General features: G+C 71.4%; 22 protein-coding genes and 1 tRNA gene. 10 read left to right on the top strand and 13 right to left on the bottom strand.

What is annotated here, in order from left to right:
• Window positions 1-21: 21 nt before the first annotated feature.
• From ACTG9Q_RS16120 to ACTG9Q_RS16080, 9 genes are read right to left on the bottom strand one after another with little or no spacing between them, the layout of a single operon-like run.
• Complete coding sequence (locus tag ACTG9Q_RS16120; protein ID WP_455573593.1) at window positions 22-1,056, bottom strand: LacI family DNA-binding transcriptional regulator; 1,035 nt, start codon at window positions 1,054-1,056, stop codon at window positions 22-24.
• Window positions 1,057-1,114: 58 nt separating this feature from the next.
• Window positions 1,115-2,509: an aldehyde dehydrogenase (NADP(+)) gene (locus tag ACTG9Q_RS16115; RefSeq protein WP_455573592.1), complete on the bottom strand. Its 1,395-nt coding sequence runs from the start codon at window positions 2,507-2,509 to the stop codon at window positions 1,115-1,117.
• Window positions 2,506-3,600 (bottom strand): mandelate racemase/muconate lactonizing enzyme family protein, encoded by a 1,095-nt coding sequence (locus ACTG9Q_RS16110; protein WP_455573591.1) that lies wholly within the window; start codon window positions 3,598-3,600, stop codon window positions 2,506-2,508. Before ACTG9Q_RS16110 ends, ACTG9Q_RS16115 begins: the two co-directional genes overlap by 4 nt.
• On the bottom strand, window positions 3,593-4,489 hold the full coding sequence (locus ACTG9Q_RS16105; protein ID WP_455573590.1) for a 5-dehydro-4-deoxyglucarate dehydratase: 897 nt from the start codon (window positions 4,487-4,489) through the stop codon (window positions 3,593-3,595). Before ACTG9Q_RS16105 ends, ACTG9Q_RS16110 begins: the two co-directional genes overlap by 8 nt.
• Window positions 4,486-5,379: an NAD-dependent epimerase/dehydratase family protein gene (locus ACTG9Q_RS16100; protein WP_455573589.1), complete on the bottom strand. Its 894-nt coding sequence runs from the start codon at window positions 5,377-5,379 to the stop codon at window positions 4,486-4,488. Before ACTG9Q_RS16100 ends, ACTG9Q_RS16105 begins: the two co-directional genes overlap by 4 nt.
• Window positions 5,376-6,668, bottom strand: coding sequence for a Gfo/Idh/MocA family oxidoreductase (locus ACTG9Q_RS16095; RefSeq protein WP_455573588.1), 1,293 nt, complete (start codon window positions 6,666-6,668; stop codon window positions 5,376-5,378). The genes ACTG9Q_RS16100 and ACTG9Q_RS16095 overlap by 4 nt, the downstream gene beginning before the upstream one ends.
• Before the next feature lie 40 nt (window positions 6,669-6,708).
• Complete coding sequence (locus ACTG9Q_RS16090) at window positions 6,709-7,992, bottom strand: ABC transporter substrate-binding protein (protein WP_455573587.1); 1,284 nt, start codon at window positions 7,990-7,992, stop codon at window positions 6,709-6,711.
• A 40-nt stretch (window positions 7,993-8,032) separates the two neighbouring features.
• Window positions 8,033-8,872, bottom strand: coding sequence for a carbohydrate ABC transporter permease (locus ACTG9Q_RS16085; RefSeq protein ID WP_455573586.1), 840 nt, complete (start codon window positions 8,870-8,872; stop codon window positions 8,033-8,035).
• Window positions 8,859-9,812 carry a carbohydrate ABC transporter permease gene (locus ACTG9Q_RS16080; RefSeq protein ID WP_455574034.1) on the bottom strand — a complete coding sequence of 318 codons (954 nt, stop codon included), beginning with the start codon at window positions 9,810-9,812 and terminating at the stop codon, window positions 8,859-8,861. The genes ACTG9Q_RS16085 and ACTG9Q_RS16080 overlap by 14 nt, the downstream gene beginning before the upstream one ends.
• A gap of 170 nt (window positions 9,813-9,982) precedes the next feature.
• Between ACTG9Q_RS16080 and ACTG9Q_RS16075 the strand changes: the two genes are divergently transcribed.
• From ACTG9Q_RS16075 to ACTG9Q_RS16060, 4 genes are all read left to right on the top strand, one after another.
• Entirely contained in the window at window positions 9,983-11,143 is a 1,161-nt protein-coding gene (locus tag ACTG9Q_RS16075; RefSeq protein ID WP_455573585.1) for a Gfo/Idh/MocA family protein, read from the top strand.
• Window positions 11,125-11,949 carry a DUF6807 domain-containing protein gene (locus ACTG9Q_RS16070; protein ID WP_455573584.1) on the top strand — a complete coding sequence of 275 codons (825 nt, stop codon included), beginning with the start codon at window positions 11,125-11,127 and terminating at the stop codon, window positions 11,947-11,949. The genes ACTG9Q_RS16075 and ACTG9Q_RS16070 overlap by 19 nt, the downstream gene beginning before the upstream one ends.
• Window positions 11,950-12,156: 207 nt before the next feature.
• On the top strand, window positions 12,157-13,449 hold the full coding sequence (locus ACTG9Q_RS16065) for a family 43 glycosylhydrolase (RefSeq protein WP_455573583.1): 1,293 nt from the start codon (window positions 12,157-12,159) through the stop codon (window positions 13,447-13,449).
• Entirely contained in the window at window positions 13,335-13,595 is a 261-nt protein-coding gene (locus tag ACTG9Q_RS16060) for an RICIN domain-containing protein (protein ID WP_455574033.1), read from the top strand. Before ACTG9Q_RS16065 ends, ACTG9Q_RS16060 begins: the two co-directional genes overlap by 115 nt.
• Window positions 13,596-13,641: 46 nt before the next feature.
• On the opposite strand, the gene ACTG9Q_RS16055 is transcribed toward ACTG9Q_RS16060, so the two are convergent.
• Window positions 13,642-14,067: an RbsD/FucU family protein gene (locus ACTG9Q_RS16055; RefSeq protein ID WP_455573582.1), complete on the bottom strand. Its 426-nt coding sequence runs from the start codon at window positions 14,065-14,067 to the stop codon at window positions 13,642-13,644.
• Window positions 14,068-14,270: 203 nt separating this feature from the next.
• On the opposite strand from ACTG9Q_RS16055, the gene ACTG9Q_RS16050 reads away from it, so the two are divergent.
• Window positions 14,271-15,713: a family 43 glycosylhydrolase gene (locus tag ACTG9Q_RS16050; RefSeq protein ID WP_455574032.1), complete on the top strand. Its 1,443-nt coding sequence runs from the start codon at window positions 14,271-14,273 to the stop codon at window positions 15,711-15,713.
• A 37-nt stretch (window positions 15,714-15,750) separates the two neighbouring features.
• Complete coding sequence (locus ACTG9Q_RS16045; RefSeq protein ID WP_455573581.1) at window positions 15,751-18,000, top strand: rhamnogalacturonan lyase family protein; 2,250 nt, start codon at window positions 15,751-15,753, stop codon at window positions 17,998-18,000.
• Between the two features lie 39 nt (window positions 18,001-18,039).
• On the opposite strand, the gene ACTG9Q_RS16040 is transcribed toward ACTG9Q_RS16045, so the two are convergent.
• Complete coding sequence (locus ACTG9Q_RS16040) at window positions 18,040-19,023, bottom strand: YihY/virulence factor BrkB family protein (RefSeq protein WP_455573580.1); 984 nt, start codon at window positions 19,021-19,023, stop codon at window positions 18,040-18,042.
• A gap of 197 nt (window positions 19,024-19,220) precedes the next feature.
• Here ACTG9Q_RS16040 and ACTG9Q_RS16035 point away from each other — a divergent pair, with 197 nt between their 5' ends.
• From ACTG9Q_RS16035 to ACTG9Q_RS16020, 4 genes are all read left to right on the top strand, one after another.
• Window positions 19,221-20,390 carry an extracellular catalytic domain type 1 short-chain-length polyhydroxyalkanoate depolymerase gene (locus ACTG9Q_RS16035; RefSeq protein WP_455573579.1) on the top strand — a complete coding sequence of 390 codons (1,170 nt, stop codon included), beginning with the start codon at window positions 19,221-19,223 and terminating at the stop codon, window positions 20,388-20,390.
• 197 nt (window positions 20,391-20,587) lie between these two features.
• On the top strand, window positions 20,588-20,935 hold the full coding sequence (locus tag ACTG9Q_RS16030) for a tRNA-dependent cyclodipeptide synthase (RefSeq protein ID WP_455574031.1): 348 nt from the start codon (window positions 20,588-20,590) through the stop codon (window positions 20,933-20,935).
• Window positions 20,936-21,055: 120 nt separating this feature from the next.
• Window positions 21,056-21,280, top strand: a complete 225-nt coding sequence (locus ACTG9Q_RS16025) for a hypothetical protein (RefSeq protein ID WP_455573578.1) — start codon at window positions 21,056-21,058, stop codon at window positions 21,278-21,280.
• A 572-nt stretch (window positions 21,281-21,852) separates the two neighbouring features.
• Window positions 21,853-25,818 carry a CARDB domain-containing protein gene (locus ACTG9Q_RS16020; RefSeq protein WP_455573577.1) on the top strand — a complete coding sequence of 1,322 codons (3,966 nt, stop codon included), beginning with the start codon at window positions 21,853-21,855 and terminating at the stop codon, window positions 25,816-25,818.
• Between the two features lie 276 nt (window positions 25,819-26,094).
• On the opposite strand, the gene ACTG9Q_RS16015 is transcribed toward ACTG9Q_RS16020, so the two are convergent.
• Window positions 26,095-26,177 (bottom strand) — tRNA-Val (locus ACTG9Q_RS16015).
• 229 nt (window positions 26,178-26,406) lie between these two features.
• Entirely contained in the window at window positions 26,407-26,934 is a 528-nt protein-coding gene (locus tag ACTG9Q_RS16010; RefSeq protein WP_455573576.1) for a hypothetical protein, read from the bottom strand.
• Window positions 26,935-26,966: the final 32 nt, after the last annotated feature.

Genomic DNA, 26,966 nt, shown 5'->3' with positions numbered 1-26,966 from the left:
GGCCACGAGGGACGAACAGGCTCAGCGGCGGACCGTCGCGGTGCTCTCCCGCAGGAGGACCTGGCCGGGGAACCGCACCACGCGGCTGCGCTTGCCCCGGTCGGCGCGCATGGCCAGGTTCATGGCCTCCTCGCCCATCCGCTCCAGCGGCAGGGCCACCGTCGTCAGGGCGGGGGTGAGGTCGCGGACCACGGGGATGTCGTCGAACCCGGCCAGCGCGATGTCGTCGGGAACCGACACCCCGGCCTCGCGGGCGGCGGTGAGCGCGCCCATCGCCATGACGTCGGTGACGGCGAAGACACAGGTCACGCCCGTGCGCCTGGCGATCAGCTCGGCCATCCCGGCGTAGCCGCCGTCGCGGGTGAAACCGGACTCGACCACGTCCTCGTCGGCCAGGGTGATCCCGGCGTCGGCCAGGGCGTCGCGGAACCCGTCGAGGCGGTCGATGACGGTGGTGAGCCTGCGCGGCCCGGTCAGCACCGCGAAGCGGCGGTGGCCCAGCCCGAGCAGGGTCCTGGCCAGCTCGGCCGCTCCCGCGCGGTTGTCCGGCTGGACGCTGTCCACCCGCAGGTTCCGGTGCCTGCTGACCACCGCGACCTGCCCGCCCGCCCGCCGGTACGGCTCGATCTCCGCGGCCAGGGCGCGCTCCCAGTCGCGGTCCTCGAACCCCGAGCCGATCAGCAGGATGGCCGAGGCCCGCTGCGCGCGCAGCATCGACACGTACGCGATCTCCTTCTGCGGATCGCGGAACGTGCTGGCCAGCATCACCAGCATGTCGTTCTGCCCGGCCACCCGCATGACGCCGCGGGCGATGGTCGAGAAGTACGGGTCGCTGATGTCGTGGCAGATCACCCCGACGGTGTGGTGGGAGGACCCGGCGAGGGCGCGGGCGTGGGCGTTGGGCGCGTAGGCGAGTTCCTCCGCCGCGGCGAGCACGCGGTCGCGCAGGGCGGACCCGACGCTGGCGGCGCCGTTGAGCGCCCGGGACGCGGTGGCCAGCGACACTTGCGCGGTGCGGGCGACGTCCTCCAGCGTCACGTAAGGTCTGCCGTCCATGCCAACACTCACTTCCCAGGCGGTGAAAAGGTTTAGGCCACTGTAAACGACGTCGGGGTCACATGATCCACGTTCCGTCGACCCGTCTGGGTATTCCCAGCGGATTGCCCTCCCGCAGCGCGGGCGGGAGCAGTTCGTCAGGGTAGTCCTGGTAGCACACCGGCCGCAGCCAGCGCAGGATCGCGCCCGCGCCGACGGAAGTGTGCGCCGACGCGGTGGTCGCGGGCCACGGCCCGCCGTGGTGCTGCGCCCAGGACACCGCGACCCCGGTCGGCCAGCCGTTGAACACGAGCCTGCCCGCGCGGGCCCGCAGCGCCGAGACCACCGGACCGAGGTCCCCGGCCTCACCCGCCTCGGCGTGCAGGCTCGCGGTGAGCGCGCCGGGGAGGACTTCGAGCGCCCGGCCGAGTTCGCCGTCGCGGTAGCGCACCAGCAGGCACACCGGCCCGAACACCTCGGCGGTGGCCAGGTCGGGGTCGCCGAGGAGGAAGTCCACGTCGGCGGCCAGCAGCAGCGGTCGGACCACCGGGGAGTCCTCGACCACGCCCGCGAGGACCTCGACGGCGTCGGCGAGGCGCGCGGCCCCGTCGCGGAATCCCTGGGAGATACCGGAAGTGAGCATCCGCCCACTGTGGGCGGTGGGCAGCGCCGCCACGACCGCGGCCTCCAGCCCGCAGCCCTCCGGGATCAGCACGAGCCCCGGTTTGGTGCAGAACTGGCCGACGCCGAGGGTGTAGCTCGCCACGAGCCCGGCGGCGATCTGCGGGCCGCGGGCCAGCGCGGCGGCCCGGGTGACCACGACCGGGTTCAGGCTGCCCAGCTCGCCGAAGAACGGGATGGGATCGGGCCGTCCGGCGGCGAGGTCGAACAGCGCCCGCCCACCGGCGAGCGACCCGGTGAAGCCCACCGCGCGGATCGCCGGGTCGAGCACCAGCTCGCGGCCCTTGTCGAACCCCGACACCGTGCCGAACACCGCGGGCGGGGCGCCGTGCCCGGCCACCGCGCGCCGCACGAGCACGGCGATCCGCTCGGACAGCTCGGGGTGGCCGGGATGGGCCTTCGCCACCACCGGGCAGCCCGCGGCCAGCGCCGAGGCGGTGTCCCCGCCCGCCACCCCGAAGGCGAACGGGAAGTTGCTCGCGGCGAACACCGCCACCGGGCCCAGCGGTTCCATGACCGCGCGCAGGTCGGGGCGCGGCGGGTCGGCGTGGTCGATCGTGGCCCGCAGGCAGGAGCCCTCGGCCAGGACCTCCGCGAACAGCCGCAGCTGCCCGCTGGTCCTGGCCACCTCACCGGTCAGCCGGGCGGTTCCGAGGCTGGTCTCGGTGTCCGCCAACGGAACCAGGGCGTCGACGTCATCGTCCAGCGCGTCGGCCACCGAGCGCAGCAGGGCCCCGCGTTCGCCGGGGTCCAGGGCCGCCAGCCAGTGGGCGGCGTCGTCGAGGTCGGTCATGGGCTGCCTTCTGTGGGGTGGGGGGCGCGGAAGCGCAGGCCGTGCCCTGGTCCGGTGTGGGCGGTCAGACTGCCACCGTCGATGCGGACCCCGCTGGGCGCGGCCAGCACGCCCAGGCTCTCGAAGGAGGCGTCCTCGACGTCCTCGACCCAGGTCGGGGCGGGCAGTGCCAGGGCGAGCTGCCCGGACAGGTCGGCCAGCAGGTGCGGGGCGAGCCCGACGCCGCTGGTGCGGGCCAGCTCGGCGACGCGCAGGAACGGGGTGATCCCGCCGACGCGCACCACGTTGGGCTGCGCGATGTCACAGGCGCCGAGCAGGATCGCCTCCCGGAACTGGTGGACCGTGCGCAGGTTCTCCCCGAGCGCGATCGGCACCGCGGTCCTGCGCCGCAGCTCGGCGTGCGCGCGCAGGTCGTCGGCGAGCAGCGGCTCCTCCACCCAGTGCAGGTCGAAGCGCCGCAGGGCGTCGATCGCGCGCAGCGCGCCGGGCAGGTCCCAGCGCTGGTTGGCGTCGACCATGAGCGCGGTGCCCTGGCCGATCGCGGCGCGCACGGCGGCCACCCGCTCCACGTCCCTGGCCAGGTCGGGCGAGCCGACCTTCATCTTCACCCCGGCGCGGCCCGCCGCGACCAGGCGCCGCGCCTGCGAGACCAGCTCGTCCAGCGGGTAGTGCAGGTTGATGCCGCTGCCGTACACCGGCACGGAATCGCGCCGCCTGCCGAGCAGGTCGACCAGCGCCCGGTCCGCGCGCCGAGCCCGCAGGTCCCACAGCGCGATGTCGACGCCCGCCAGCGCCATGGTGGTCAGCCCGCCGCTGCCCGCCTCGTGCAGCCGGGCCCAGAGCCGGTCCCACACCGGCTCCGGCTCGGCGGGCAGGCCGATGGCCGCGGGCCGGATGTCGTGCTCGAGCAGCGCGGCCACCGCCGCCGCGCCGATCACCGGTGTCCAGCTGAAGCCCTCGCCCACCGCGCCCTCGGAGTCGGTCACCCGCGTGGCGACGACGTGCACGTGGGTCACGTCCTCGGCCCACGGCCGGGGCAGCCGGACCCGCGCGGGCGCGATGGCCAGGTCCGCGATGGTGGGCTCACCCATCGACCGCCGCCAGGCCGCGCTCGATGACGGCCGCCAGCGCGGCCAGGTCGGCCTCGTCGGGGTCGGCCAGCGGCGGGCGGACCGAGCCCACGGCCTGGCCGCGCAGCCGGGCGCCCGCCTTGACCAGCGACACCGCGTAGCCGGGCACGCGGTTGCGCAGCTCGACCAGCGGCCGGTAGAACTCGTCGATCAGGACCCCGGCGCGCTCCTGGTCGCCGCGGGTGAAGGCGGTGTGGAAGGCGGTGGCCACCTCGGGCACGAACGCGAAGGCCGCCGACGAGTACAGCGGGATGCCCAGCCCGACGTACGCGGGCATGGAGAACTCCGCGGTGGGCAGCCCGTTGAACATCAGGAAGCCCTTCTCCTCCCGCACCGTGCGGGTGATGCGGTGCAGCAGGTCGAGGTCGCCGCTGCCGTCCTTGAACCCCACCACGCGGGGGTGGCGGACCAGCCGGGCGATGGACTCCGGGGTGAACCGGGCCGAGTCCCGCTGGTAGAGCACCAGCGGCAGCGCGCTCGCGTCGGCCACGGCCTCGGCGTAGGCGACCAGGCCGTGCTGCGGACCGGTGGCCAGGTACGGCGGCATCAGCAGCAGGCCGTCCGCGCCCAGCTCGGCGGCCTGCCGGGCGCAGGCCAGCGCGTGCGGCAGCGGACCGCCCGCGCCGGTGAGCACCGGGACGGCGCCGGAGACCGCGGCCACTGCCGTGCGCACGGCGGTGGCGTGCTCGTCGAGGGAGAGCGAGCCGAACTCCCCGGTGCCGCACGCGACGAACACCGCGCCCGGCCCGTGGGCGAGCCCGTACTCGATGTGCGCGCCGAGCGCGGCGGCATCGATGCCGTCACCGCCGAACGGGGTGACGGGGAAGAAGAGCACTCCGTCGAGGATCACCTCGGACCTCCTGGGTCGGCGAGTTCGGTGCGCCACGAGCGGGTGGGCCGCCACCCCAGCAGCCGCTCGGCCTTGGCGATGGCGAAGGCCGACGCCCCCACCTCGATCCCGGCGGCGCCCGGGTGGAAGCGGGGCAGCACCTCGGCGAGCGGGGTCCTGGCCATCGCGTCGGCGGCGCAGGCGATGAACACCTCGCCGCTGGGCAGCTCGTCGGCGGCGAGCTGCAGTGCCACCAGGTCCGCTGCGTCGCGGGCGTCGACGTAGTTGAACAGCGACTTGGCCGCGATGGCCGGGTCGTCCAGCCGCTCGCGGACCGTGCTGCCGTCCTGGGTGGGCGCGCCCCGCCACTGCTCGGGCGAGATGACGTAACCGGGGCGGAACACCGAGAAGCGGGTCCGCTCACCCCGCAGCACGTACATCTGGACCAGCTGCTCGGTGGCCAGTTTGGACAGCGCGTAGGCGTGCCACGGGCGCGGTGGGTGCGCCTCGTCCAGCGGCAGGTAGTCCGGGCGCCAGCCCGCGCGGCCGTAGCCCAGCACGGTGAGGCTGCCCGCCAGCACGACGGTCCGGGTGTCGGTGGCCAGCGCGGCCTCGCAGACGTTGTGCGCGAGGCTGAGGTTGGTGCGCAGCAGGTCCGGCTCGGGGCGGCTGAACGGGACCGCGAACGCCGCGAGGTGGACCACCGCGCTTGGGCGGACCCGGCGCAGCGTGGCCAACGCCCGGTCGGGGTCGGTCAGGTCCGCCTCGATCGCGTCCCGCGCGCCGTCGGGACACGGCGTGCCGGGCAGGTCGACCGACAGCACGTCGTGGCCCGCGTCGGCCAGCCGCCGCACGACGCTGCGGCCCAGGACCCCGGCGCCGCCGGTGACCACGGTGCTCTGCCCGCTCACCTGCCCGACTCCTCGGGCAGCTCGACGGGCACCAGCGCGCCGCCCCGCGCGGCGGAGGTGTTGGCGGCGGCGCCGACGAGCACGCCGCGCACGCCGTCGAGGTAGCCCGCGGCCCGGCCGAGCGGGTCGGGCGCGGACCCCGGGCGGAACAGGTCGTCGAGCAGCCTGCGGTCGCCGCCGCCGTGACCGGCCTCGGACTCGTCGATGGCGACCTCCTCCGCTTGTCCCCAGTGCCGCTGCACCACCAACCGCGTGCCCGCCGGACGAACTCGGTCCCCGCCACGGTCGACCGGGTCCGCCCCCACCACCTCCGCGGCGTTGCCCGCCCGCACGCTCGACCGCTCGCACACCGCCAACTCCAGGCGGCCCTCGGTCCCGGTGATGGCCACCCGGTAGCCCTCCCAGGGGGCGTAGGCGGTGAGGGAGTAGGTCAGCAGCGCGCCGGACTCGTAGCGCACCAGGGCGGCCATCGTGTCCTCGATGGTGACGCCGGGGGAGAACACGTCGCGGTCGCGCCGGTAGCCGTCGTGCTCGGCGGCCTCGACGTAGAGCGCGCGCAGCCGCGGGTCCGAGGCCAGGTCGATGGCGAACGCCCCGGTGTCGGCGCGGCCGCTGCCGGGGCCGTAGAAGCGCAGCCCGGCGTGGGCGGAGACCGTGGCCGGGGCGTCGGCGAGCCACCAGTTCACCAGGTCGAAGTGGTGGGTCGCCTTGTGCACGAACAGCCCGCCCGATGACGCCTTGTCCCGGTGCCAGCGGCGGAAGTAGTCCGCGCCGTGCACCGTGTCGAGCACCCACTCGAAATGCACCGCCGTCACCTGCCCGATCGCGCCGTCGAGCAGCAGCCGCTTCACCGCGCTGTTCCTCGGGGCGTAGCGGTAGTTGAACGTCACCACCACCTCGGCGGTGGAGCGGCGGGCGGCCTCGACTATGCGCGCGCAGCCCGCCGCGTCCACCGTCAGCGGCTTCTCCACGACCACGTCCACGCCGCGCTCGAGCGCGGCGACGACGTGGTCGGCGTGCGTGGCGTCCACAGTGGCCACCACGACCGCGTCGGGCCCGACCTCGTCGAGCATCGCGGTGTACTCCCCGGCGCCGAAGGCGGGCAGCGCGTCGGCCGCGGCGCTCACCTCGTGGCGCCGCCGCTGGTAGTACGCCACCCTGGCCGGGTTGGGGTCGCACAGGGCGACCGGCTCGGCGATGTCGGCGTAGGCGCCCAGCAGCGCGTCGAAGTACAGCTGGGCGCGGTGCCCGGTCCCGACGAAGGCGTAGCGCCGCCTGCGGAAGGTCATGGTCCGTTTCCGTTCTGGGTCAGCGCAGGGTCAGCACAGGTCAGCGCAGCGCGGCTTCGGCCTGCGACCGGAACTGCTTCACCGCGTCGGGCACCGTCAGCCTGTCGAACAGGACCTGCTCGTTGACCTGCTGCAGCACGCTCTGCACCTCGCCTGCCCCGGGCGGGGGCAGCGCGGGCGGCGCGGCCAGCCCCGGGCCGATCACCTTGAGGAACTCGCCCGCCTGCTGGTCGGCGGGCTTGAGCTTGGCGAACACCGACTCGCGCAGCTCGGTGTTGACGGGCAGGCCGCGGTCGCTGAGCTGGATCTCGGCCGCCTTCGGGCTGTTGACCAGCCAGTTGACGAAGGTGGCCGCCTCCTTCGGGTGCTCGGTGCGCGCCGACGCCGAGAAGAACATGGCGGGCTTGAAGAACATGCCCGGCTGCGTGCCCTGGGTCTCCCCGGGGAAGCGCAGCAGCTTGAGCTCGTGGCCGGAGGACTTGCTCAGCGTGGGCAGCTCGTTGGTCCACCACAGGCCGGTCGCGCCGCGGTTGGTCGCCAGGAGCGACTGGTCGATGCCCGCCGCCTGCGCCTCGACGGTCAGCGAGGGCTCGGGCTCGGACTTGCGGTCGCGGGACTTGAGGATGAGGGTGAACCAGTCGCTCAGGGTCTGGTCGGTGAGGCCCAGGCCCGCGTCGGGGGAGAAGACCGACTCCCCGCGCTGGCGGGCGAACACCTCGAGGCCCGCCTCGTTGAAGCCGATGTTCTGCAGGCCGTAGACCTTCCCGCCGCCCGCCTCGGTGACCTTGGCGGTGACGTCGATGAAGTCTTCCCAGCTCCACGTCGCGTCGTCGGGCAGGGGCACGCCGACCTGCTTGTACAGCTCGGCGTCGGCGACGACGGTGTAGGCGTTGACGCCGGTCGGGATGGCGTAGGTGGCCTCGCCGACCTTGCCGGTCGAGGCGACCGCGGGGTCCAGCTTCGCGGTGTCGATGACGCTGGGGATGTACTCGGTGAGGTCCAGCAGCGCCTTGCGGTCGGCGTACTCGCGCACGTACCGGGACTCCTGCTGGAGCACGTCCGGGGTGTTGTTGCCCGCGGTGCTGGTGGCCAGCCGGTCCCAGTAGTCGCCCCAGCCGGTGAACTCCGGCTCGATCCTGATGTTCGCGTGCTCCGCCTGGAAGGCGTCGATCAGCTCCTGGGTCATCTTGTGCCGCGAGTCGCTTCCCCACCAGGAGAAGCGCAGCGTCACCGGCCCGCCGTCCCCCGTGTCGGTCCCGCCGCCGCACGCCGCGGTGGTCACCGCGGTCAGCACGGCCATCGCCAGGGCCGCGCCCCGTCTCACGGGCTTTCGCTGGTGTCGCACAGTGCCTTCTCCTTTCCCGTCACTTGAGGCCCGTGGTGGCGATGCCGCGCACGAGGTAGCGCTGTCCCGCGAGGAAGAACCCGAAGATCGGGCCGAGGGCCACCATCGACATGGCGAACACCGGACCCCACGGGGTTTGGCTGGTGGCGTCCACAAAGGTCCGCAGGGCCACCGGCACGGTGTACATCTTCGGATCGGTCAGGAAGATGAGCTGGCTGAAGAAGTCGTTCCACGTCCAGATGAAGGTGAAGATCGCGGTCGTGGCCAGGGCGGGCACGCACAGCGGCATGATGATCCGGAAGTAGATCCCCCAGTGGCCGCAGCCATCGATGCGCGCGGCCTCGTCCAGCTCCCTCGGCAGGCCGCGGATGAACTGCACCATCAGGAAGACGAAGAACCCGTCGGTCGCCAGCAGCTTGGGCAGCAGCAGCGGCCAGAAGGTGTTGATCAGGTCCACCTGGGCGAACAGGATGTACTGCGGCACGATCACCACGTGGATCGGCAGCATGATGCTGCCCAGCATGATCGCGAACCACAGCTTCTTGAGCCGGAACTCCAGGCGGGCGAAGGCGTAGGCGGCCAGCGAGCAGGCGATGAGGTTGCCCACGATGGAGCCGAGCACCACGATCGAGGAGTTGACCAGGTAGGTGCCGAACGGCTCGCCCAGCGCGGTCCAGCCCTCGGAGTAGTTCTCCAGGGTCGGGTTCGACGGGATCAGGCCCGGCTCGGTGAAGATGTCCGGGGTCGGCTTGAACGAGCTGGCCAGCATCCAGATCAGCGGGTACAGCATCGCGAAGCCGAAGAGGATGAGGCCCAGGTGCGCCAGGGGCCTGCGCCCGCGCCGCTCAGTCGTCGCCATAGAACACCCAGAACCTCGCCATCAGGAAGTTGGCGGCGGTCAGCGCCCCGACGATGATCAGCAGCACCCAGGCCAGCGCCGAGGCGTAGCCCATGTCGAAGTTGCCGAAACCCCGCTGGTACAGGTAGAGCGTGTAGAACAGGGTGGAGTCCGCCGGACCGCCGGTGCCCGCGCTGACGATGAACGACTGCGTGAACGTCTGGAACGCGCCGATGACCTGCAGCACCAGGTTGAAGAAGATGATCGGGCTCAGCAGCGGCAGCGTGATGTGGAAGAACTGCCTGCGCCTGCTCGCGCCGTCGACGGCGGCGGCCTCGTAGTACATCCGCGGGATCTGGCGCAGCCCGGCCAGGAAGATGACCATCGGCGCGCCGAAGGTCCACACGTTGAGCACGATCAGGGTGCCGAGCGCGAAGTCCGGGGTGGACACCCAGCCGGGCATCCCGGTGAAGCCCAGGGCGCCGAGCATGCTGTTGAGCAGCCCGTCGGTGCCGAAGATCTGCCGCCACAGGATCGCCACGGCCACGCTGCCGCCCAGCAGCGAGGGCAGGTAGTAGGCCGAGCGGTAGAACGCCAGCCCGCGCACGCCCTTGTCGAGCACCATCGCCAGGGCCAGCGCGAAGGCCAGTTGCAGCGGCACGGACACCAGCACGTAGGTGAAGGTCACGCCCAGTGAGGTGAAGAACCGCGGGTCGTCCAGCATCCGCTCGAAGTTGTCCAGCCCGATCCACTCCGGCGCGCCGATGAGGCTGTAGTCGGTGAACGCCAGGTACGCCGAGGCCGCGATCGGGCCCACGGTGATCAGCAGCAGGCCGAGGAACCACGGGGCCAGGAACAGGTAGGCCGCCTTGCCCTGGCTCAGCTCGCGGCGGGCACGCCGTTTTCCGGTTGTGGCTCTGGCGGGCGCCGGGACAGGCGCCGTCCTGGGCTCGGACGTCACAGGCAACCCGTTCACCCCATCGTGCTCGTCGACCTGAGTAAGCGCTTTCTAGCGGGGCAAGTCGAGCGGTGTCAAGGTTTTCCTCAGCGAACTGGGCCATTCGAGATAGCGCTTTCTCGACTGGGTGTCCGCCCGCTATGGTCTCTGTGTTCCCGCCCGAGGAGGCCAGGGTGACCGCTCGCACGTCAACTGTGGACGTCGTCGTGGTCGGCGTGCACGGCTACGGCCGCTCCCACCTGCGCGGAGTCCGCAGGCTGGCCGAGGCGGGGGAGGGCGTGCGGCTGGCCGCGGTCTGCGACCCGCGCCCGCCCGACGCCGCCGTCCGCGCCGAGATCGGCGATGTGCCCGCCTACGCCGACCTCGCCGAGGTCCCCGCGGGCCCCGGCCCCCGCGTCACCATCATCAGCACGCCCATCCACACCCACGCCGACCTGGCCCTGAGCGCGCTCGCCTCGGGCTCCCACGTGCTCCTGGAGAAGCCGCCCGCGCCGTCGCTGGCCGAGTTCGAGCGGCTCACCGCCGGGGTCCGGGCCTCGGGCCTGGCCTGCCAGATCGGGTTCCAGAGCCTGGGCTCGGCGGCGGTCCCCGCGGTGCGCGGGCTCATCGCCGACGGCGCGATCGGCGCGGTGCGCGGCATCGGCGCGGCGGGCACCTGGCAGCGCGACCACTCCTACTTCACCCGGTCGTCCTGGGCGGGCCGCCGCGTGCTCGGCGGGCGCGACGTCGTCGACGGCGCGCTGACCAACCCGTTCGCCCACGCGGTGGCCACCGCGCTGGCCATCGACGGCTCGACCGCCCGCGGCCAGATCCACGACATCGCGGTGGAGCTGTTGCGCGCCAACGACATCGAGGCCGACGACACCTCGGCGCTGCGGGTGCGCACCGCCCGCGGCACCGTCATCACCGTCGCGGTCACGCTGTGTGCCGAGCAGGTCCGCTCGCCGCACGTCATCGTCCACGGCACGGCGGGCACCATCACCCTGCACTACAAGGAGGGGCTGGTCCGCCTGCGCACCCCCGACCTCGACGTCACCTCGACCCACCCCGAGACCGACCTGCTGGCCGACCTGCTGGTCCGGGTCGGCAACCCCGACCACGGCATCCTGGTGCCGCCCGAGCACACCGGGGCGTTCATGGAGGTCCTGGAGGCCGTGCGGCTGGCCCCGGACCCCCGCCCGCTGGACGCGCGGCACGTGCGGGCCGTCGGCTCGGGGCCGGAGCGGCGGCTGGTGGTCGACGGCGTGGACGAGGCCGTGCTGCGCTCGGCGCAGGAGCTGGCGCTGTTCTCGGAGCTGAACGGGAGGGGCGGTCCATGGCCCTGGCGGAGCTGACGGTCGGCGACACCGTGGTCGCCACGTACGTCGACGGCACGGAGCTGCCCGCGGAATTGGCCCCGCGGCCGTTCCTGCACCCGGTGCGGACCCTGGCCGGGACGGTGGCCACCGACGCCGTGCCCGAGGACCACCGCTGGCACCTCGGGGTGTGCCTCGGCGTGCAGGACGTCGCGGGCGCGAACCTCTGGGGCGGGCGCACCTACGTCCGCGGCAAGGGCTACACCTGGCTGCCCGACCACGGCGTGATGGCGCACGTGGGCTGGCGCAGGCGCGCGCCCGGCCTGCTCGACCAGGACCTGTCCTGGCGCGGCCCCGACGGCGCCGAACTCCTGCGCGAGCGCCGGGAGCTGACCGCGCGGCCGGTCGAGGGGGGCTGGGCGCTCGACATCGCGTTCACCCTCGTCGCGCCCGACGAGCCGCGCGCGCTGGGCAGCCCGGCGACCAACGGGCGCGAGGGCGCGGGGTACGGCGGCCTGTTCTGGCGGCTGCCCCACCGCGGCGACGTCTTCACCCCCGACGCCCGCGGCGAGGACGCCGTCCACGGCTCCCGCGCCCCCTGGATCGCCTACCAGGGCGACAACGGCGCCCCGTTCACCCTGGTCCTGGGCGCGACCGACCCGGGCACCGCCGCGGACCCGTGGTTCGTGCGCCTGGCGGGCTACCCCGGCATCGGCTCGTCCCTCGCGGCGACCTCCCCGGTGGTGGTGGGTCCCGAGCCTGGCCTGCGCCGCGCCTTCACCGCCGTCCTCGCCGACGGACACCCGCCGGTGGCGGACCTGTGGCGGGCAGCCCGGCGCGGCTGAGTCCCGCCGGGTCGGGATCTGACCATTGACACACGGTCTGTTAACGCTAACAATTCGTTCGTAACAGTTTCGACATCCGACCGTCACGCCTGACGGTCGAGCGGCGGAGTCGGCGACAACAGGCCGCGACCCGGCGAACGCGCTGCCGCCCGAGTGGAGTTTCCCTGCGCACGAGGAGTGGCAATGCTGTTCGCTCAACGACGAGGAATGGCTCGACGGGCCTGGCTGCCGGTCGTCGCCATGGTCATCGGGCTGACCGTGAGCCCTGTCCACCCCGACGAGGCCGTGGCCGCCCCCGGCCCCTCGTTCACCAACCCGGCCGTCGGCGCGCCCAACAGCGCCGACCCGACATTGGTCCACCACAACGGTTTCTACTACTACGTCGCCACCACGTGGTCCTCCGATGTGGTCATGCGCCGGTCCTCGACCATCGCGGCATTGCGCAGCGCGCCGGAGCAGCTGGTGCTGCGCACGGGCGGGAACACGATGTGGGCGCCGCACCTGGAGATGATCGGCAGCCGCTGGTACCTGTACTACTCGGTGGAGCAGACCGGCGGTCCGCGCCGGACGCACGTCGCCGAGAGCGCCGGGTCGGACCCGATGGGCCCCTACACCCACCGGGGCATCCTCAACCTGATGCCCAACAACGGATGGGCGATCGACGCCGCCCCGCTCAGGCTCAACGGCGCCCTGTACATGACCTTCTCGGCCTTCGCCTCCGACAACCTCCAGTCGCTGTTCATCGCGCCCATGTCCAACCCCTGGACGGCCGGCGGCTTCGGAACCCGGATCTCCGCCCCCACCCTGGCTTGGGAGCGACAGGACGGAGCGGTCAACGAGGGCTCCTTCGCCCTGCACCGCAACGGCCGCACCTTCCTGACCTACTCCGGCAGCCACTGCAACGGCCCCAACTACAAGCTGGGCATGCTCGAGTACCGCGGCGGCAGCCCGCTGGCGCAAAGCTCCTGGTCGAAGTTCCCCACCCCGATCTTCCAGCGCGACGACGCCGCGGGCGTCTACGGCCCCGGGCACCACTCCTTCTTCACCTCACCCGACGGCACCGAGACCTGGATCGCCTACCACGCCAACTCCTCGCCGACCCAGGGCTGCGGCACCACCCGCACCACCCGCGTCCAGAAGATCACCTGGAACGCCGACGGCACCCCCAACCTCGGCGTCCCGGTCTCCACCTCCACCGTGCTCCAAGGCCCGTCGGGCGAGGTCGGCGGCCCGTCCCGGGTCGAGATCCGCAACCGGCACAGTGGACTGTGCCTGGACGACTACAACTTCGCCACCACGCCCGGCGCCGAGGTCCGCCAGTGGACCTGCAACGACCTGCCGGTCCAGACTGGTACCTGCAGCCGACCGGGGACGGCCACTACCAGATCAGCAACGGCCACAGCGGCCTCTGCCTGGACAACAAGGACTTCGCCACCACGCCCGGCTCGGTGGTCCAGCAGTGGACCTGCAACGGCTTGGCGGTCCAGCAGTGGCGGCTGACGTCGGTGGGCGGCGGCTTCTCGACCCTGGTCAACCGGCACAGCGGCTTGTGCCTGGACAACTACAACTTCGGCACCGCACCGGGTTCCGAAGTGCGCCAATGGACCTGCAACGGCAACAACGCGCAGCAGTGGAGCGTCGCCTAGTTCGGGGAGCAGGGCGCCTGCGTGCCGGCGCCCTGCTCCACTCTCGTCAGGCGGGAGGGACGAAACCGATCGTCAGCAACACGTTCGCGTACAAGCGGGTGTCGCCGGAGGCGATGCACACGGCCAGGTCCGAGCCGCGGCAGGTGTTGTAGAACTCCGCGCGGGGGAGGGACTGGAGGGGCAGTTCGGGGCCGAGCAGCCGCTCGTACTCCTGCCACACCGGCGGCCTGTCACCCTCGCCGTCCGGCCGCATCGCGTGCGCGGCCTCGGCTGGGACGGCGGTCAAGACCGACGCCAGGATCTCGTCCACGGGGATGAGCCCGGGGCGCAGGTTGAGGTAGACGATCTCGGCGTCGCGGTTCACGTTGGTCACGTGGGCGTAGTTGGAATCGGCGATGAGGACTCGGGAACCGTGGCCGCAGCGGGCGAGCGCGCCCAACAGGACGGGGTGGAGAACGGGGTAGCGCAACATGTGTGGACGCTAACAGACCACTGTGGAGTCACGTCGTCCACGGCTTGGAACGAGCTATTGAGAATATCGTTACCGTGCTGTTAACGTTAACACTCCACTGGTGAAACCTGGCTCGGATAGTCCGTGCCCGAGGACCCTTCCCAGGCATCGGTGGGAGCGCTCCCGCGCCCTGTTCGCACTGCTTCAAGGAGGAAGCCGTGACAATGACCAGCGAGGCACCCCCTGAACCCCGACGCCGCCCCCGGTCCCGGCTCGGCCTCGCGGCTGTCGTCGCGAGCCTGCTGGGCGGGACCGTCCTGGCCTTGGCCCCCACGGCGTCGGCCGCGGTGGTCGACCCGAACGCCTGGTACGTCCTGGTGAACCGGAACAGCGGAAAGGCGCTGGACGTCTACAACCGGGCGACGAACGACGGCGCCCAGATCGTGCAGTACGCCCGCAACGACGGCGCCTGGCAGCAGTGGCAGTTCGTCGATTCCGGCGGCGGCTTCTACCGGCTCAGGTCGCGCCACAGCGGCAAGGTGCTCGACATCTCCGGCGGCTCGACCGCCGACGGCGCGAACCTCGTCCAGTGGGCCGACAGCAACGCCACCAACCAGCAGTTCCGGCTCGCCGACAGCGCCGACGGGCACGTGCGCCTGATCAACCGCAAGAGCAGCAAAGCCCTCGACGTCTACAACTTCTCCACCGCCGACGGCGCGCGGGTGGTGCAGTGGGCCGACCTCAACGGCGCCAACCAGCAGTGGCGGCTGGTCCAGCTGGGCGCGGGCGGCGGCTACCCGAACCCCGGCCACGTCACCGGCGACATCGGCGTGCACGACCCGGCCATCGTCAAACGCCCCACGGGCGGGTACCTGCTCGCGCACACCGGCAACGACATCGCCCTCAAGACCTCCGCCGACCGGATCGCCTTCCGCAACGCGGGCTCGGCCTTCCCCGGCGGGACGCCGTGGACGAGCACGTACACCAACGGCGGCCGCAACCTGTGGGCGCCGGACCTCTCCCACCACAACGGCCAGTACCACCTGTACTACTCGGCGTCGACGTTCGGCTCCAACCGCTCGGCGATCTTCCTGGCCACCAGCCCGAGCGGCAACTCCGGCACCTGGACCAACCGCGGGCTGGTCATCGAGTCCCGGACCTCGGACAACTTCAACGCCATCGACCCCAACCTGGTCATCGACGACCAGGGCCGCTGGTGGCTGAGCTTCGGCTCGTTCTGGTCAGGCATCAAGATGGTCCAGCTCGACCCCGCCACCGGTCGCCGCCTCGACGGCGCCGTCATCGGCACCGCCTACAGCCGGGCCATCGAAGCCCCGTTCATCGTCAAGCGCGGCGCGTACTACTACCAGTACGTCTCGTTCGACCGCTGCTGCCAGGGCGCGGCCAGCACGTACCGGGTCATGGTCGGCCGCTCGAGCAGCGTCACGGGCCCGTACCTCGACCGCGCGGGCGTCAACATGAACAACGGCGGCGGCACCGAGATCCTGGCCGGCCACGGCAGCGTCCACGGCCCCGGCCACCAGGCCGTCCTCGCCGACACCGACGGTGACTTCCTCGTCTACCACTACTACACCGACAGCGGCGCGGCCCTCTTGGGCATCAACCGCCTCGTCTACGACGCGGCAGGCTGGCCGAGCGTCCAATGAGGACCACTCCCGTCCCGCTCCTCACCGTGGAGGATCAATGAGAAGGCTCGCAGTGGCCACCCTGGCCGCCGCCATGGCGGCGGGCGGCGCGGTCGCGCTGACCCCATCGGCGGCCGCGGCCGTGGTCGACCCGAACGCCACCTACGTCCTGGTGGCCCGGCACAGCGGCAAGGCGCTCGACGTCTACGACTGGTCCACCGCCGACGGCGGCCAGATCGTCCAGTGGGCCCGCAACGACCAGGCGGTGCAGCAGTGGCAGTTCGTCGACTCCGGCGGCGGCTACTACCGGGTCAAGTCCCGCCACAGCGGCAAGGTGCTCGACGTGTCCGGCGGTTCAACGGCCAACGGCGCCGAGGTCGTGCAGTGGACGGACAACAACGCGGCCAACCAGCAGTTCCGGCTCCTGGACTCCGCGGACGGGCACGTGCGGCTGGTCAACCGGGCCAGCGGCAAGGCGCTGGACGTGTGGGAGCGCTCGACCGCCGACGGCGCCCGCGTCTCCCAGTACGACGACGTCGACGGCGCCAACCAGCAGTGGCAGCTGGTCCGGCTCGGCTCCGACCCGGGCCCCGGCCCGGGTGGCCGCCAGGTGGAGGACCTCAACCGGGGCCTGACGAGCGTGCGCTCCGGCGACGGGAACCTGGTGAGCTGGCGGCTGCTCGGCAGCGACCCGGCAGGCGTCGGGTTCAACGTCTACCGGGGTGCCACCAAGCTGAACGGCAGCCCGATCACGGGCTCGACCAACTACCGCGACGCGGGCGCCACGGCCACGGCGTCGTACACCGTGCGCGCGGTCGTGGGCGGGGTCGAGCAGGCGCCGTCGGAGACCTCGCTGCGGTTCACCGGCGGCGGGCACCTCGACGTGCCGCTGCAAATCCCGGCGGGTGGTCAGACGCCCGGCGGGGAGAACTACACCTACGTCGCCAACGACGCCAGTGTCGGCGACCTGGACGGTGACGGCCAGTACGAGATCGTGCTGAAGTGGGACCCGACCAACGCGAAGGACAATTCGCAGTCCGGGTACACCGGGAACGTGTTCGTGGACGCGTACCGGCTGAACGGGACCCGGTTGTGGCGCATCGACCTGGGGCGCAACATCCGCGCTGGTGCGCACTACACGCAGTTCCAGGTGTACGACTTCGATGGCGACGGGCGTGCCGAGGTCGCGATGAAGACCGCTGACGGCACCCGCGACGGCGCGGGCAGGGTGATCGGCAGCGCCACCGCCGATCACCGCAACTCCGGCGGCTACGTCCTGGCAGGCCCGGAGTTCCTGACGATGTTCACCGGCCTGTCCGGCGCGGCGGTCTCCACGGTCAACTACGACCCGCCCCGCGGCACCGTCGCCTCCTGGGGTGACAGCTACGGCAACCGGGTGGACCGGTTCCTGGCCGGCACCGCCTACCTGGACGGGACGCGGCCGTCGTTGATCATGGCGCGCGGCTACTACACGCGGGCGGTGGTCGCGGCCTGGGACTTCCGGAATGGGGCCCTGGTGCGGCGCTGGACCTTCGACAGCAACAGCACCGGCAACTCCGGGTATGCCGGGCAGGGCAACCACAGCCTGACGATCGGTGACGTCGACGCCGACGGCCGTGACGAGATCGTCTACGGCGCGGCGACCATCGACGACAACGGCCGCGGCCTGTGGACCACCGGGCTGGGCCACGGCGACGCCGGGCACCTCGGCGACCTGGACCCCTCCCGCCCCGGCCTGGAGTACTACAAGATCTCCGAGGACGGCTCCAAGCCCGGCACCTGGTTCGCCGACGCCCGCACCGGGGCCCGGCTGTGGCAGAGCGCCCCGGCGGGGGACAACGGCCGCGGGGTCTCCAGCGACATCTGGGCGGGCAGCCCGGGAGCGGAGTCGTGGTCGTCGGCGGACTCCCAGCTGCGCGACACGCGTGGCACCGAGGTGGGGCGCAAGCCGTCCTCGGCGAACTTCCTCATCTGGTGGGACGGCGACCCCACCCGGGAGCTGCTGGACCAGACCCGGATCGACAAGTACGGCACCAGCGGTGACACGCGCCTGCTGACCGGCTCCGGAGTGGCGTCCAACAACGGCAGCAAGGCCACCCCGGCCCTGTCCGGGGACATCCTGGGCGACTGGCGCGAGGAAGTCATCTGGCGCACCGGCGACAACACCGCCCTGCGCGTCTACAGCACCCCGCACGAGACCAGCAGGCGCGTGGTCACGCTGGTCCACGACACGCAGTACCGCGTCGCCCTGGCCTGGCAGAACACCGCCTACAACCAGCCGCCGCACCCCAGCTTCGCGATCGGCTGATCCTTGGGTGGCCTGTCCGAACCCGGACAGGCCACCCAATCAGCGCCGGATCTCACCGCCGTGCGGCTCGGGGAGGTTGAGCTGTTCCTGCTCGTCATCGTCCAGGGCGGCGGTGTCGCGGGGCGGCAGGAACGGCTCCTGGTCCTCGTCCGCGCCGCGGGCGATGGCGCGGGAGCGGGCCAGCTCGGCGTCGAGTTCCGCGCCGAGCAGGATGGCCAGGTTGGAGAGCCACAGCCACACGAGGAAGCCGATGATCCCGCCGAGGGAGCCGTAGGTCTTGTTGTAGGAGCTGAAGTTGGCGACGTACAGGGCGAAGGCGGCCGAGGCCAGCACCCAGATCAGCACCGCGACGACACCACCCGGGCTGATCCAGCGGAAGCGCGGCTGGCGCACGTTCGGCGCGGCCCAGTACAGCAGGGCGATCGCCAGGCTCACCAGCAGCGCGATCACCGGCCACTTCGCGATGTTCCAGACCAGCAGGCCCGTCGAGCCGATCCCGATGGCCGAACCGGCGCGCTCGGCGATCGACCCGGTGAACACCACGCCCGCCGCGCACAGCGCGAGCAGCACGGTCACCGCGGCGGTCAACCCGACCCGCAGCGGCAGCGTCTTCCACACGGGCCTGCCCTCGGGCATCTCGTAGATGGCGTTCGACGCCCGCATGAACGCCCCGATGTAGCCGCTGGCCGTCCACAGGGCCGCGAGCAGGCCGACGATGGCCAGCGGCCCGGCGAGGCTCGCGCTGCCCTGCAACTCCTCGACCGCCCCGGTGAGGATGGCGGCGGCCTCACCCGGCGCGATCGCCTCGATGTTCTCGATCAGGCTGGCGGTGGCCGACGGGCCGAGCATGGCGGTCAGCGACGTGACCACGATGATCGCCGGGAACAGCGACAGCACGCCGTAGTAGGTCAACGCCGCGGCCCAGTCGGTCAGGTTGTCCTTGCCGAACCCGCGAAGCGTCCGCCGCAACAGATCTTTCCAAGACTGTTTCGGCAGGTCAGTGGGGGTGTGGGGATTGGCCATCGCCCCTCCTCTCTCGATCACCTCCCCGGGGTACCTCCGCTCGGCACTCTGAAACTGTGCGTTCAGCGACCAGGTGGGTGTGGCGCGCCGACACGCGCGCGGCCGAGAAAGTGGTGGCCCGGACCCGGGCCAACGCCGCCGCCCGTTCCTAGCATCAGGAAAACCCTGAGTCCCCAGCCTCAACGTGGAGGTTGCGCATGTCCATCCACCCCATCGCCGTCCGCCGTCCCGCGGCGGCACTCAGCGCGGCACTCGTCGTGTTGGCGCTCGTCGCGCTGACGGTAATGATCAAACCCCACCCGGCCCGGGCCGCCTCGCTGCAGGAAGTGACCGGATTCGGCACCAACCCCGGCAACCTGCAGATGTTCCGCTACGTCCCCACCGGCCTGCCGACCGGCCGCCCCGTCGTCGTCGCCATGCACGGCTGCACCCAGACCGCCGCCGCCTACGCCTCCGGCACGGGCTGGACGACGCTGGCGGAGCAGTGGCGGTTCTCGGTGGTGTTCCCCCAGCAGAAGTCGGCCAACAACGGGAACTCCTGCTTCAACTGGTTCCAGACCGCCGACACCGCCCGGGGTTCCGGCGAGGCGCTCTCGATCAAGCAGATGATCGACCGCGCGAAACAGGACGTGGGCGCCACCTCGGCCTACGTCAGCGGCCTGTCGGCGGGCGGGGCGATGACCTCGGCCATGCTCGCCGCCTACCCCGACGTCTTCTCCGGCGGGGGAGTGGTCGCCGGGCTGCCGCACGGCTGCGCCACCACCGTCGCCGCCGCGTTCAGCTGCATGAACCCCGGCGTCAACCTGACCCCGGCCCAGTGGGGCGACAAGGTCAGGGCAGCGGCCAACCACTCCGGCCCCCGCGCCAAGGTCTCCATCTGGCACGGCACCGCGGACTACACCGTCCGCCCGATGAACGCCACCGAACTGGTCGAGCAGTGGACCAACGTCAACGGCACCGACCAGACCCCCGACGTCCGCGACACCGTCGGCGGCTACCCCCACCGCGTCTACGGCAACACCGTGGAGGTCTACGACATCACCGGCATGGGCCACGGCCACCCGGTGGACCCCGGAACCGGGCCCCGCCAGTGCGGCACCGCGGGCGCCTACATCCTCGACGTCAACATCTGCTCAGCCCACCACATGGCCCGCTTCTGGGGCCTCATCACCGATTCCGCGCCCCCCACCACACCACCCACCCATTCCGAAACCGCCACCGGCACCCCCACCGAGCACTACACCGCCCAACGCGTCACCGTAGCCGGCTACAACACCCTCGGCGCCAGGTACGGCTACAACACCCGAATCACGCTCTACAAGTGCGGGACGACGTGGACGGACAAGTCCAACTGCTCCCCACTCTGAGACCACCCCGCAAGCCATGACCAGCCGGGTGGAGACCGCCATCGAGGCGATCTTCACCCGGCCGGCCGTGCGCGCCCCACCTGTGCGGATGCTCGTCGCCCGTGCGGCGGCAGGCTTCGCGCGGTCCCATGCCCGAGGGCCGGAGGTTCCATGTTCGACGAGATGACAGCCGTGGCCCGCCCGCTGCGCCCGTGGTCATGCCCTATGACGGCCGCTCCCGGGCCCTGTGGGCACGGGGCGAGCACGCGCTGATCGGTGTCAGCCCCGGCAACGGCTACTTCAGCCAGGACCGCCTCACGATGCTGGCCTCCTGGGCGGGAAGCGCCTTCGAGCGGGTCGACTTCGTGTGCGCCGACGCCCACGTGGCCGCCACGTTCGCGGCACTGAACCACTCCGGCCACGACGCCCGCAGGCGAGCGCGCAAAGAGATCAAGAACGTCTGGCGGAGGATCGGGAACGCCATCAGGGCCAGCGGGGTCCCCGTCGACAGGTTCGACGTGCGCGGGCTCTCCGAGTTCCTCGGAACCCCGCCCACCGCGACCTGACGGACGTGGTGGTTCCTCTGCTGCACGCGGACGACCGGGCCTGGCAGGCGTGCATCGAGATGGTGACGACGTTCCTGCGTTGCCCGACTGCCGCCGGGAGTCGAACCCACCCGGCAGCAGATGCGGGCCGGGCTGGACTACATCGCCGCCGAACTGCACCTGACCTTCGGGGCGGGCGCCCACTACTGCCCCGCGACCGCGATGGCCAGGGTGCACGCCGAGGTCGGCCTGGCCGCGCTGCTGAACCGGTTGCCGGGCCTGGACCTCGCGCTCCCCACCGACCAGCTCGTCTGGCGAACCGAGTTCATCAAGCGCGTTCCCGAGCGACTCCCGGTGATCTGGTGAACCGCTCCAAGGTGAGGGAGCCCCGATGGCGAGAACGCTGGAGCGCCGGCTGTCCATCTGCGTGTTCTGCGGGGCCGGGACCGGCCACCGCCCCCGACTACCTGCGGTCCGCGCGGCGACTGGGGGAGCTGATCGCCGAACGCGGCCACCGCCTGGTCTACTGCGCGGGCGACATCCTCGGAGTGGTCCCCCGATTCCTGCGAACCAGGGAAGCGGCCGACGCGTTGCCGGAGCAGGAACTCGTGATCACCGAGGACCTGTTGACCCGCAAGCACGTGCCCATCACCACTGGGTTCATCGGTAACCGCGCCGACGCACTTTTATGCCGCGACCGGCGCGCGGCGAGGGATCTGCCGATCACCCTCCACAAGATCATCGACACCACCCGGCTTTGGTCAAGTTTTTACTTTCCTCTGTCAACTTCTTGCGTAAGGCCGCTGGGCTGTTGCATGCTCGGAGCCGTTCCGAGAACTTCCAGGCGCCGACGACGGCTGCTGACCGGGGTCTTCCCGACCGCCGGGGTGGGCGTGGTCGCGCTGGCTCACCCTGCCCCGGCGATCGAGGGATGTCCGATGAAACGCACGCAGCTCGGCCGCAGGCTGGCACACGGGCTCTTGGCGGCGGTCGTGATCGCCACTGGGATCACCGTCGCGCAGGCCGGCGCGGCCGGTGGACCCAACCTGGCCATCGGCAAGCCGGTGACCGCCAGCGGGGCCCACGGCGAGTACCCGGCGAGCAACGTCAACGACGGCAACCAGGCCAGCTACTGGGAGAGCCCGGGCGGCGCGTTCCCGCAGTGGGTGCAGGTCGACCTGGGCACGGCGGTGAGCATCGACCAGGTCAAGCTCAAGCTGCCGACGCCGTGGGAGGCCCGCACGCAGACCCTGAGCGTGCAGGGCAGCACCGACGGATCATCGTTCAGCACGCTGTCGGCGTCCGCGGGCCGCGTGTTCACCCCCTCCGGCAACACCGTCACCATCGACTTCCCGGCCGCGGGCACCCGGTACGTGCGCGTGCACATCACCGCCAACACCGGCTGGGCCGCCGGGCAGCTCTCCGAGTTCGAGATCTACGGGACCGCCGGTTCCGACACCCAGGCCCCGACCGCGCCCGGCGGCCTGGGCTACACCCAGCCCGGCGCCGACCAGATCCGGCTCGCGTGGACGGCGTCCACCGACAACGTCGGCGTCACCGGGTACCAGGTGTACCGCAACAACACGCTGGCCGCGACCGTCGCCGGGACCGTGCTGACCTATGTGGACACCCAGCCCGCGTCGGCCACCGTGGAGTACTTCGTGCGGGCCAGGGACGCGGCGGGCAACCTGTCCGGGGAGAGCAACCGGGTCACCCGGCAGGGCTCCGGCGGCGGCGACACGCAGGCGCCCAGCGCACCCGGGTCGCTGGCCTTCACCGAGCCCAGCGCAGGCCAGGTGCGGCTGACCTGGACCGCCTCGACCGACAACGTCAGCGTGACCGGCTACACCATCTACGCCAACGGTTCCGCGCGCGGCACGGTCGCCGGGACCGTGTTGACCTACACCGACACCCAGCCCGTCACGGCCACGGTGGAGTACGTCGTCCGGGCGCGCGACGCGGCGGGCAACCCGTCGCCGGAGAGCAACCGGGTGACCAAGGTCGGCCAGGGCGGCGGGGGCAATGTCGCCGCGGGCAAGCCGGTCGAGGCGTCGTCGTCGATCTTCTCCTTCGTCCCGGCCAACGCCAACGACGGCAACCTCGCCACCTACTGGGAGTCCAACGGCCTGCCCGCCACGCTGACGGTGAAGCTCGGCGCGAACGCCGACATCTCCTCGGTGACGGTCAAGCTCAACCCGGACCCGATCTGGGGCCCGCGCACCCAGGCGATCCAGTTGCTGGGCCGCGAGCAGTCCGCGAGCGGGTTCACCTCGCTCAAGGCGCGCGCCGACTACTCCTTCTCCGCCTCGGGCAACCAGAACTCGGTGACCATCCCGGTCACCGCCCGCACCGCCGACGTCCGGCTCCAGTTCTTCACCAACACCGGCGCGCCCGGCGCGCAGGTCGCCGAGCTGCAGGTCGGCGGCACGATGGCGCCCAACCCCGACCTGACGGTCGGCGGCATCGCGTGGACGCCCGCCAACCCGGACGAGACCAGCGCGATCACCGTGTCGGCGACCGTCCGCAACATCGGGACCGGGGCCGCGCCCGCGACCACGGCGAACGTCAGCATCGGCGGGGCCGTCGCGGGCACCGCGAACGTCCCCGCGCTGGCGGCGGGCGCGCAGGCGTCGGTGACCGTCAACGCGGGCCGCAAGGCGATGGGCAGCTACGCGGTCACCGCGGTGGTCGACCCGGGCAACACCGTCGTCGAGCAGAACGACGCCAACAACTCCGCGACCGCGGCGAGCAGGCTCGTCGTCGCCCAGGCCCCCGGGCCCGACCTGGAGGTCGTGGGCGTGGCGTCGAACCCGGCGAACCCGGCGATCGGCGCGCAGGTGAGCTTCACCGTGTCCGTGCGCAACCGCGGCACGTCGTCCGCGGCGTCCTCGGTGACCCGGGTGGCCGTCGGCTCCACGACGCTGTCGGGCACCACCGCGGCGATCGCGGCGGGCGCGACCGCGTCGGTGGCGATCGGCGGGACGTGGACGGCGACCTCCGGCGGCGCCACGATCACCGCGACGGCCGACGCGACCGGCGTCGTCACCGAGACCAACGAGACCAACAACGCGCTCTCCCGGTCCATTGTGGTCGGCAGGGGAGCGGCCGTTCCGTACACCTCCTACGAGGCCGAGGACGGCCGCTACCAGGGCCAGCTGCTGGTGGCCGACGCGGAGCGCACCTTCGGGCACACCAACTTCGCCTCGGAGTCCTCCGGGCGCAAGTCGGTGCGGCTGAACAGCACCGGGCAGTTCGTGGAGGTCACCTCCGCCAACCAGAGCAACTCCATCGTCGTGCGCAACTCCATCCCGGACGCGGCGGGCGGCGGCGGGGTCGAGAAGACGATCAGCCTGTACGTCAACGACGTGTTCTCCCGCAAGATCACGCTGTCGTCCAGGCACAGCTGGCTATACGGCACGACCGACGACCCGGAGGGCCTGACCAACACGCCGGGGGCCGACGCCCGCAGGCTCTTCGACGAGTCGAGCGTGCTGCTGGGCCAGTCCTACCCGGCGGGCACCCGCTTCAAGCTCCAGCGCGACTCGGCCGACGACGCGTCGTTCTACATCATCGACCTGGTCGACCTGGAGCAGGTCGCGCCCGCGACGTCGCAGCCATCGGGCTGCGTGTCGATCACCCAGTACGGCGCGGTCCCCAACGACGGCCAGGACGACACCGCCGCCCTCCAGCGCGCGGTGACCGACGACCAGAACGGCGTGATCGGCTGCGTGTGGATTCCGGCGGGGCAGTGGCGCCAGGAGAAGAAGATCCTCACCGACGACCCGCTGGACCGGGGCACCCACAACCAGGTCGGCATCCGCGACGTCACCATCCGCGGCGCGGGCATGTGGCACTCCCAGCTCCACACCCTGACCGAGCCGCAGAACGCCGTGGGCGGGATCAACCACCCGCACGAGGGCAACTTCGGCTTCGACATCGACGACAACACCCAGATCTCCGACATCGCCATCTTCGGCTCGGGCCGCATCCGCGGCGGCGACGGCAACGCCGAGGGCGGCGTCGGCCTCAACGGCCGGTTCGGCCGCAACACCAAGATCAGCAACGTGTGGATCGAGCACGCCAACGTCGGCGCCTGGGTCGGCCGCGACTACAGCAACATCCCGGAGCTGTGGAACCCCGGCAACGGCCTGGAGTTCACCGGCATGCGCATCCGCAACACCTACGCCGACGGCGTCAACTTCGCCAACGGCACCAGCAACTCCCGCGTGTTCAACTCCTCCTTCCGCACCACCGGGGACGACGCGCTGGCGGTCTGGGCGAGCAAGTACGTCAAGGACCAGTCGGTCGACATCGGCCACGACAACGCCTTCACCAACAACACCATCCAGCTGCCCTGGCGGGCCAACGGCGTCGCGATCTACGGCGGCTACGGCAACAAGGTCGAGAACAACCTCATCTACGACACCGCCAACTACCCCGGCATCATGCTCGCCACCGACCACGACCCCCTCCCGTTCTCCGGCACGACCCTGATCGCGGGCAACGGCCTCTTCCGCACGGGCGGGGCCTTCTGGGGCGAGGCGCAGCAGTTCGGCGCCATCACCCTCTTCGCCCAAGGCCAACCGATCCCGGGCGTGATCATCCGCGACACCGAGATCCACGACTCCACTTACGACGGGATCCAGTTCAAGACCGGCGGCGGCGAGATGCCGAACGTCACCATCACCAACGTCCGCATCGACAAGTCCAACAACGGCGGCGCGGGCATCCTCGCCCACAGCGGCGCCCGGGGCAGCGCCACCCTGACGAACGTCACCATCACGAACTCGTCAGGCGGCCACGTGGTAATCGAACCGGGGTCCCAATTCCGGATCAACGGCACCCCGCTCTCGCCCACCGCGCTGACCGCCCAGGAGCAGGCGGCCAGGCGCGAGGGTCGCTGACCCCCGTGGGGCGCCCGGATTCCGGGCGCCCCACGGCCCGTCGAGACGCAGGCGCGGCCCGCGCCGAACTCGATCACCTGCGCTGCCAGCTGTCACTTCCATGATCTGCGTCACACCCATAAGACATGGCTGATCGAGGACGGCATCCCGGAGATCGCCTGACCTCTACCGTTCACGAAATGTGGTCAACATCAACTGCTCCCAATGTGCTCCCACAGACGCTGAACAGCCCGCCGACGAAGATCGTCGGCGGGCTGTCTGACCAGCGCTTACGTCTGGTGGGCGATACTGGGATTGAACCAGTGACCCCTACCGTGTCAAAGTAGCTCGCCCGGCCCTGTGACCTGCGGAAACGCAACTTCTGCAGGTCGCAGGGTGTCCGTTGAGGGTCGTTGAGTGTGGTTCAGTGCGGTTGTGTGCGTCTGTTGGCTCCCAATTTGCTCCCAGCCGGTGCTCCCATCGCTCATGGAGCAGCCGTAGGGCGTCCGCTCAAGCCGGCGAGCGCATGATCTCAAGGGAAGGACTCTGCGGCGGGGATGTTCGCTGTGACGCTTGGAGCCGGCGAAGTTGGCGGGCCGTTGCCGTTGATCAGTGCAGGACGACTCCGATGCCTGAGCCTGGGCCTGGGAGAAGGCCACGAATAGATGGTCCGTCGCCGGATCGGAGGTCGGCGAGCAACTTGGCGGGGTCGACGGTGGTGCCGATGAGTGCTTCCGATGTCGGGCGTGGTGTGCGGACCTGCTTGAGGCGGGCGAATCGCAGGCCTCGGCGTTCATCGAGGGAGCGGACGGCGAGTCCGCGGCAGTAGTACTTGATGAACTCGGATTCGGCGTGCACTTGTGCCGCGTTGCCTGGGACCTTCCGGGTCCTCGTCATCCCGTTCTGGACGTACTGCTCGTGAGACAGCCAGTAGGTCGGTAGCGCGATCCTCTCGTGCAACCATCCCGGATCGTGCTCGCCCAGCGCGGTGCGTAGTAGTCGGGTCCAGGCCGCGTGGCCCGCGCTGGTGAGACGGGTGGAGCGGTAGATGCCTGGGCCTCGTTCGTCGGCGTCCAGTTCGCGGAGCATCGCCGCTTTGGTTCTGCGGTCGTCGAGGTCCGGCAGGACGTGAGTCATTGGGCGTCACTCCATCGCGGGGGTGAAGTCGT

The organism is Actinokineospora lacus (assembly GCF_053813445.1).
This window is presented reverse-complemented; position numbering and strand designations above follow the sequence as displayed.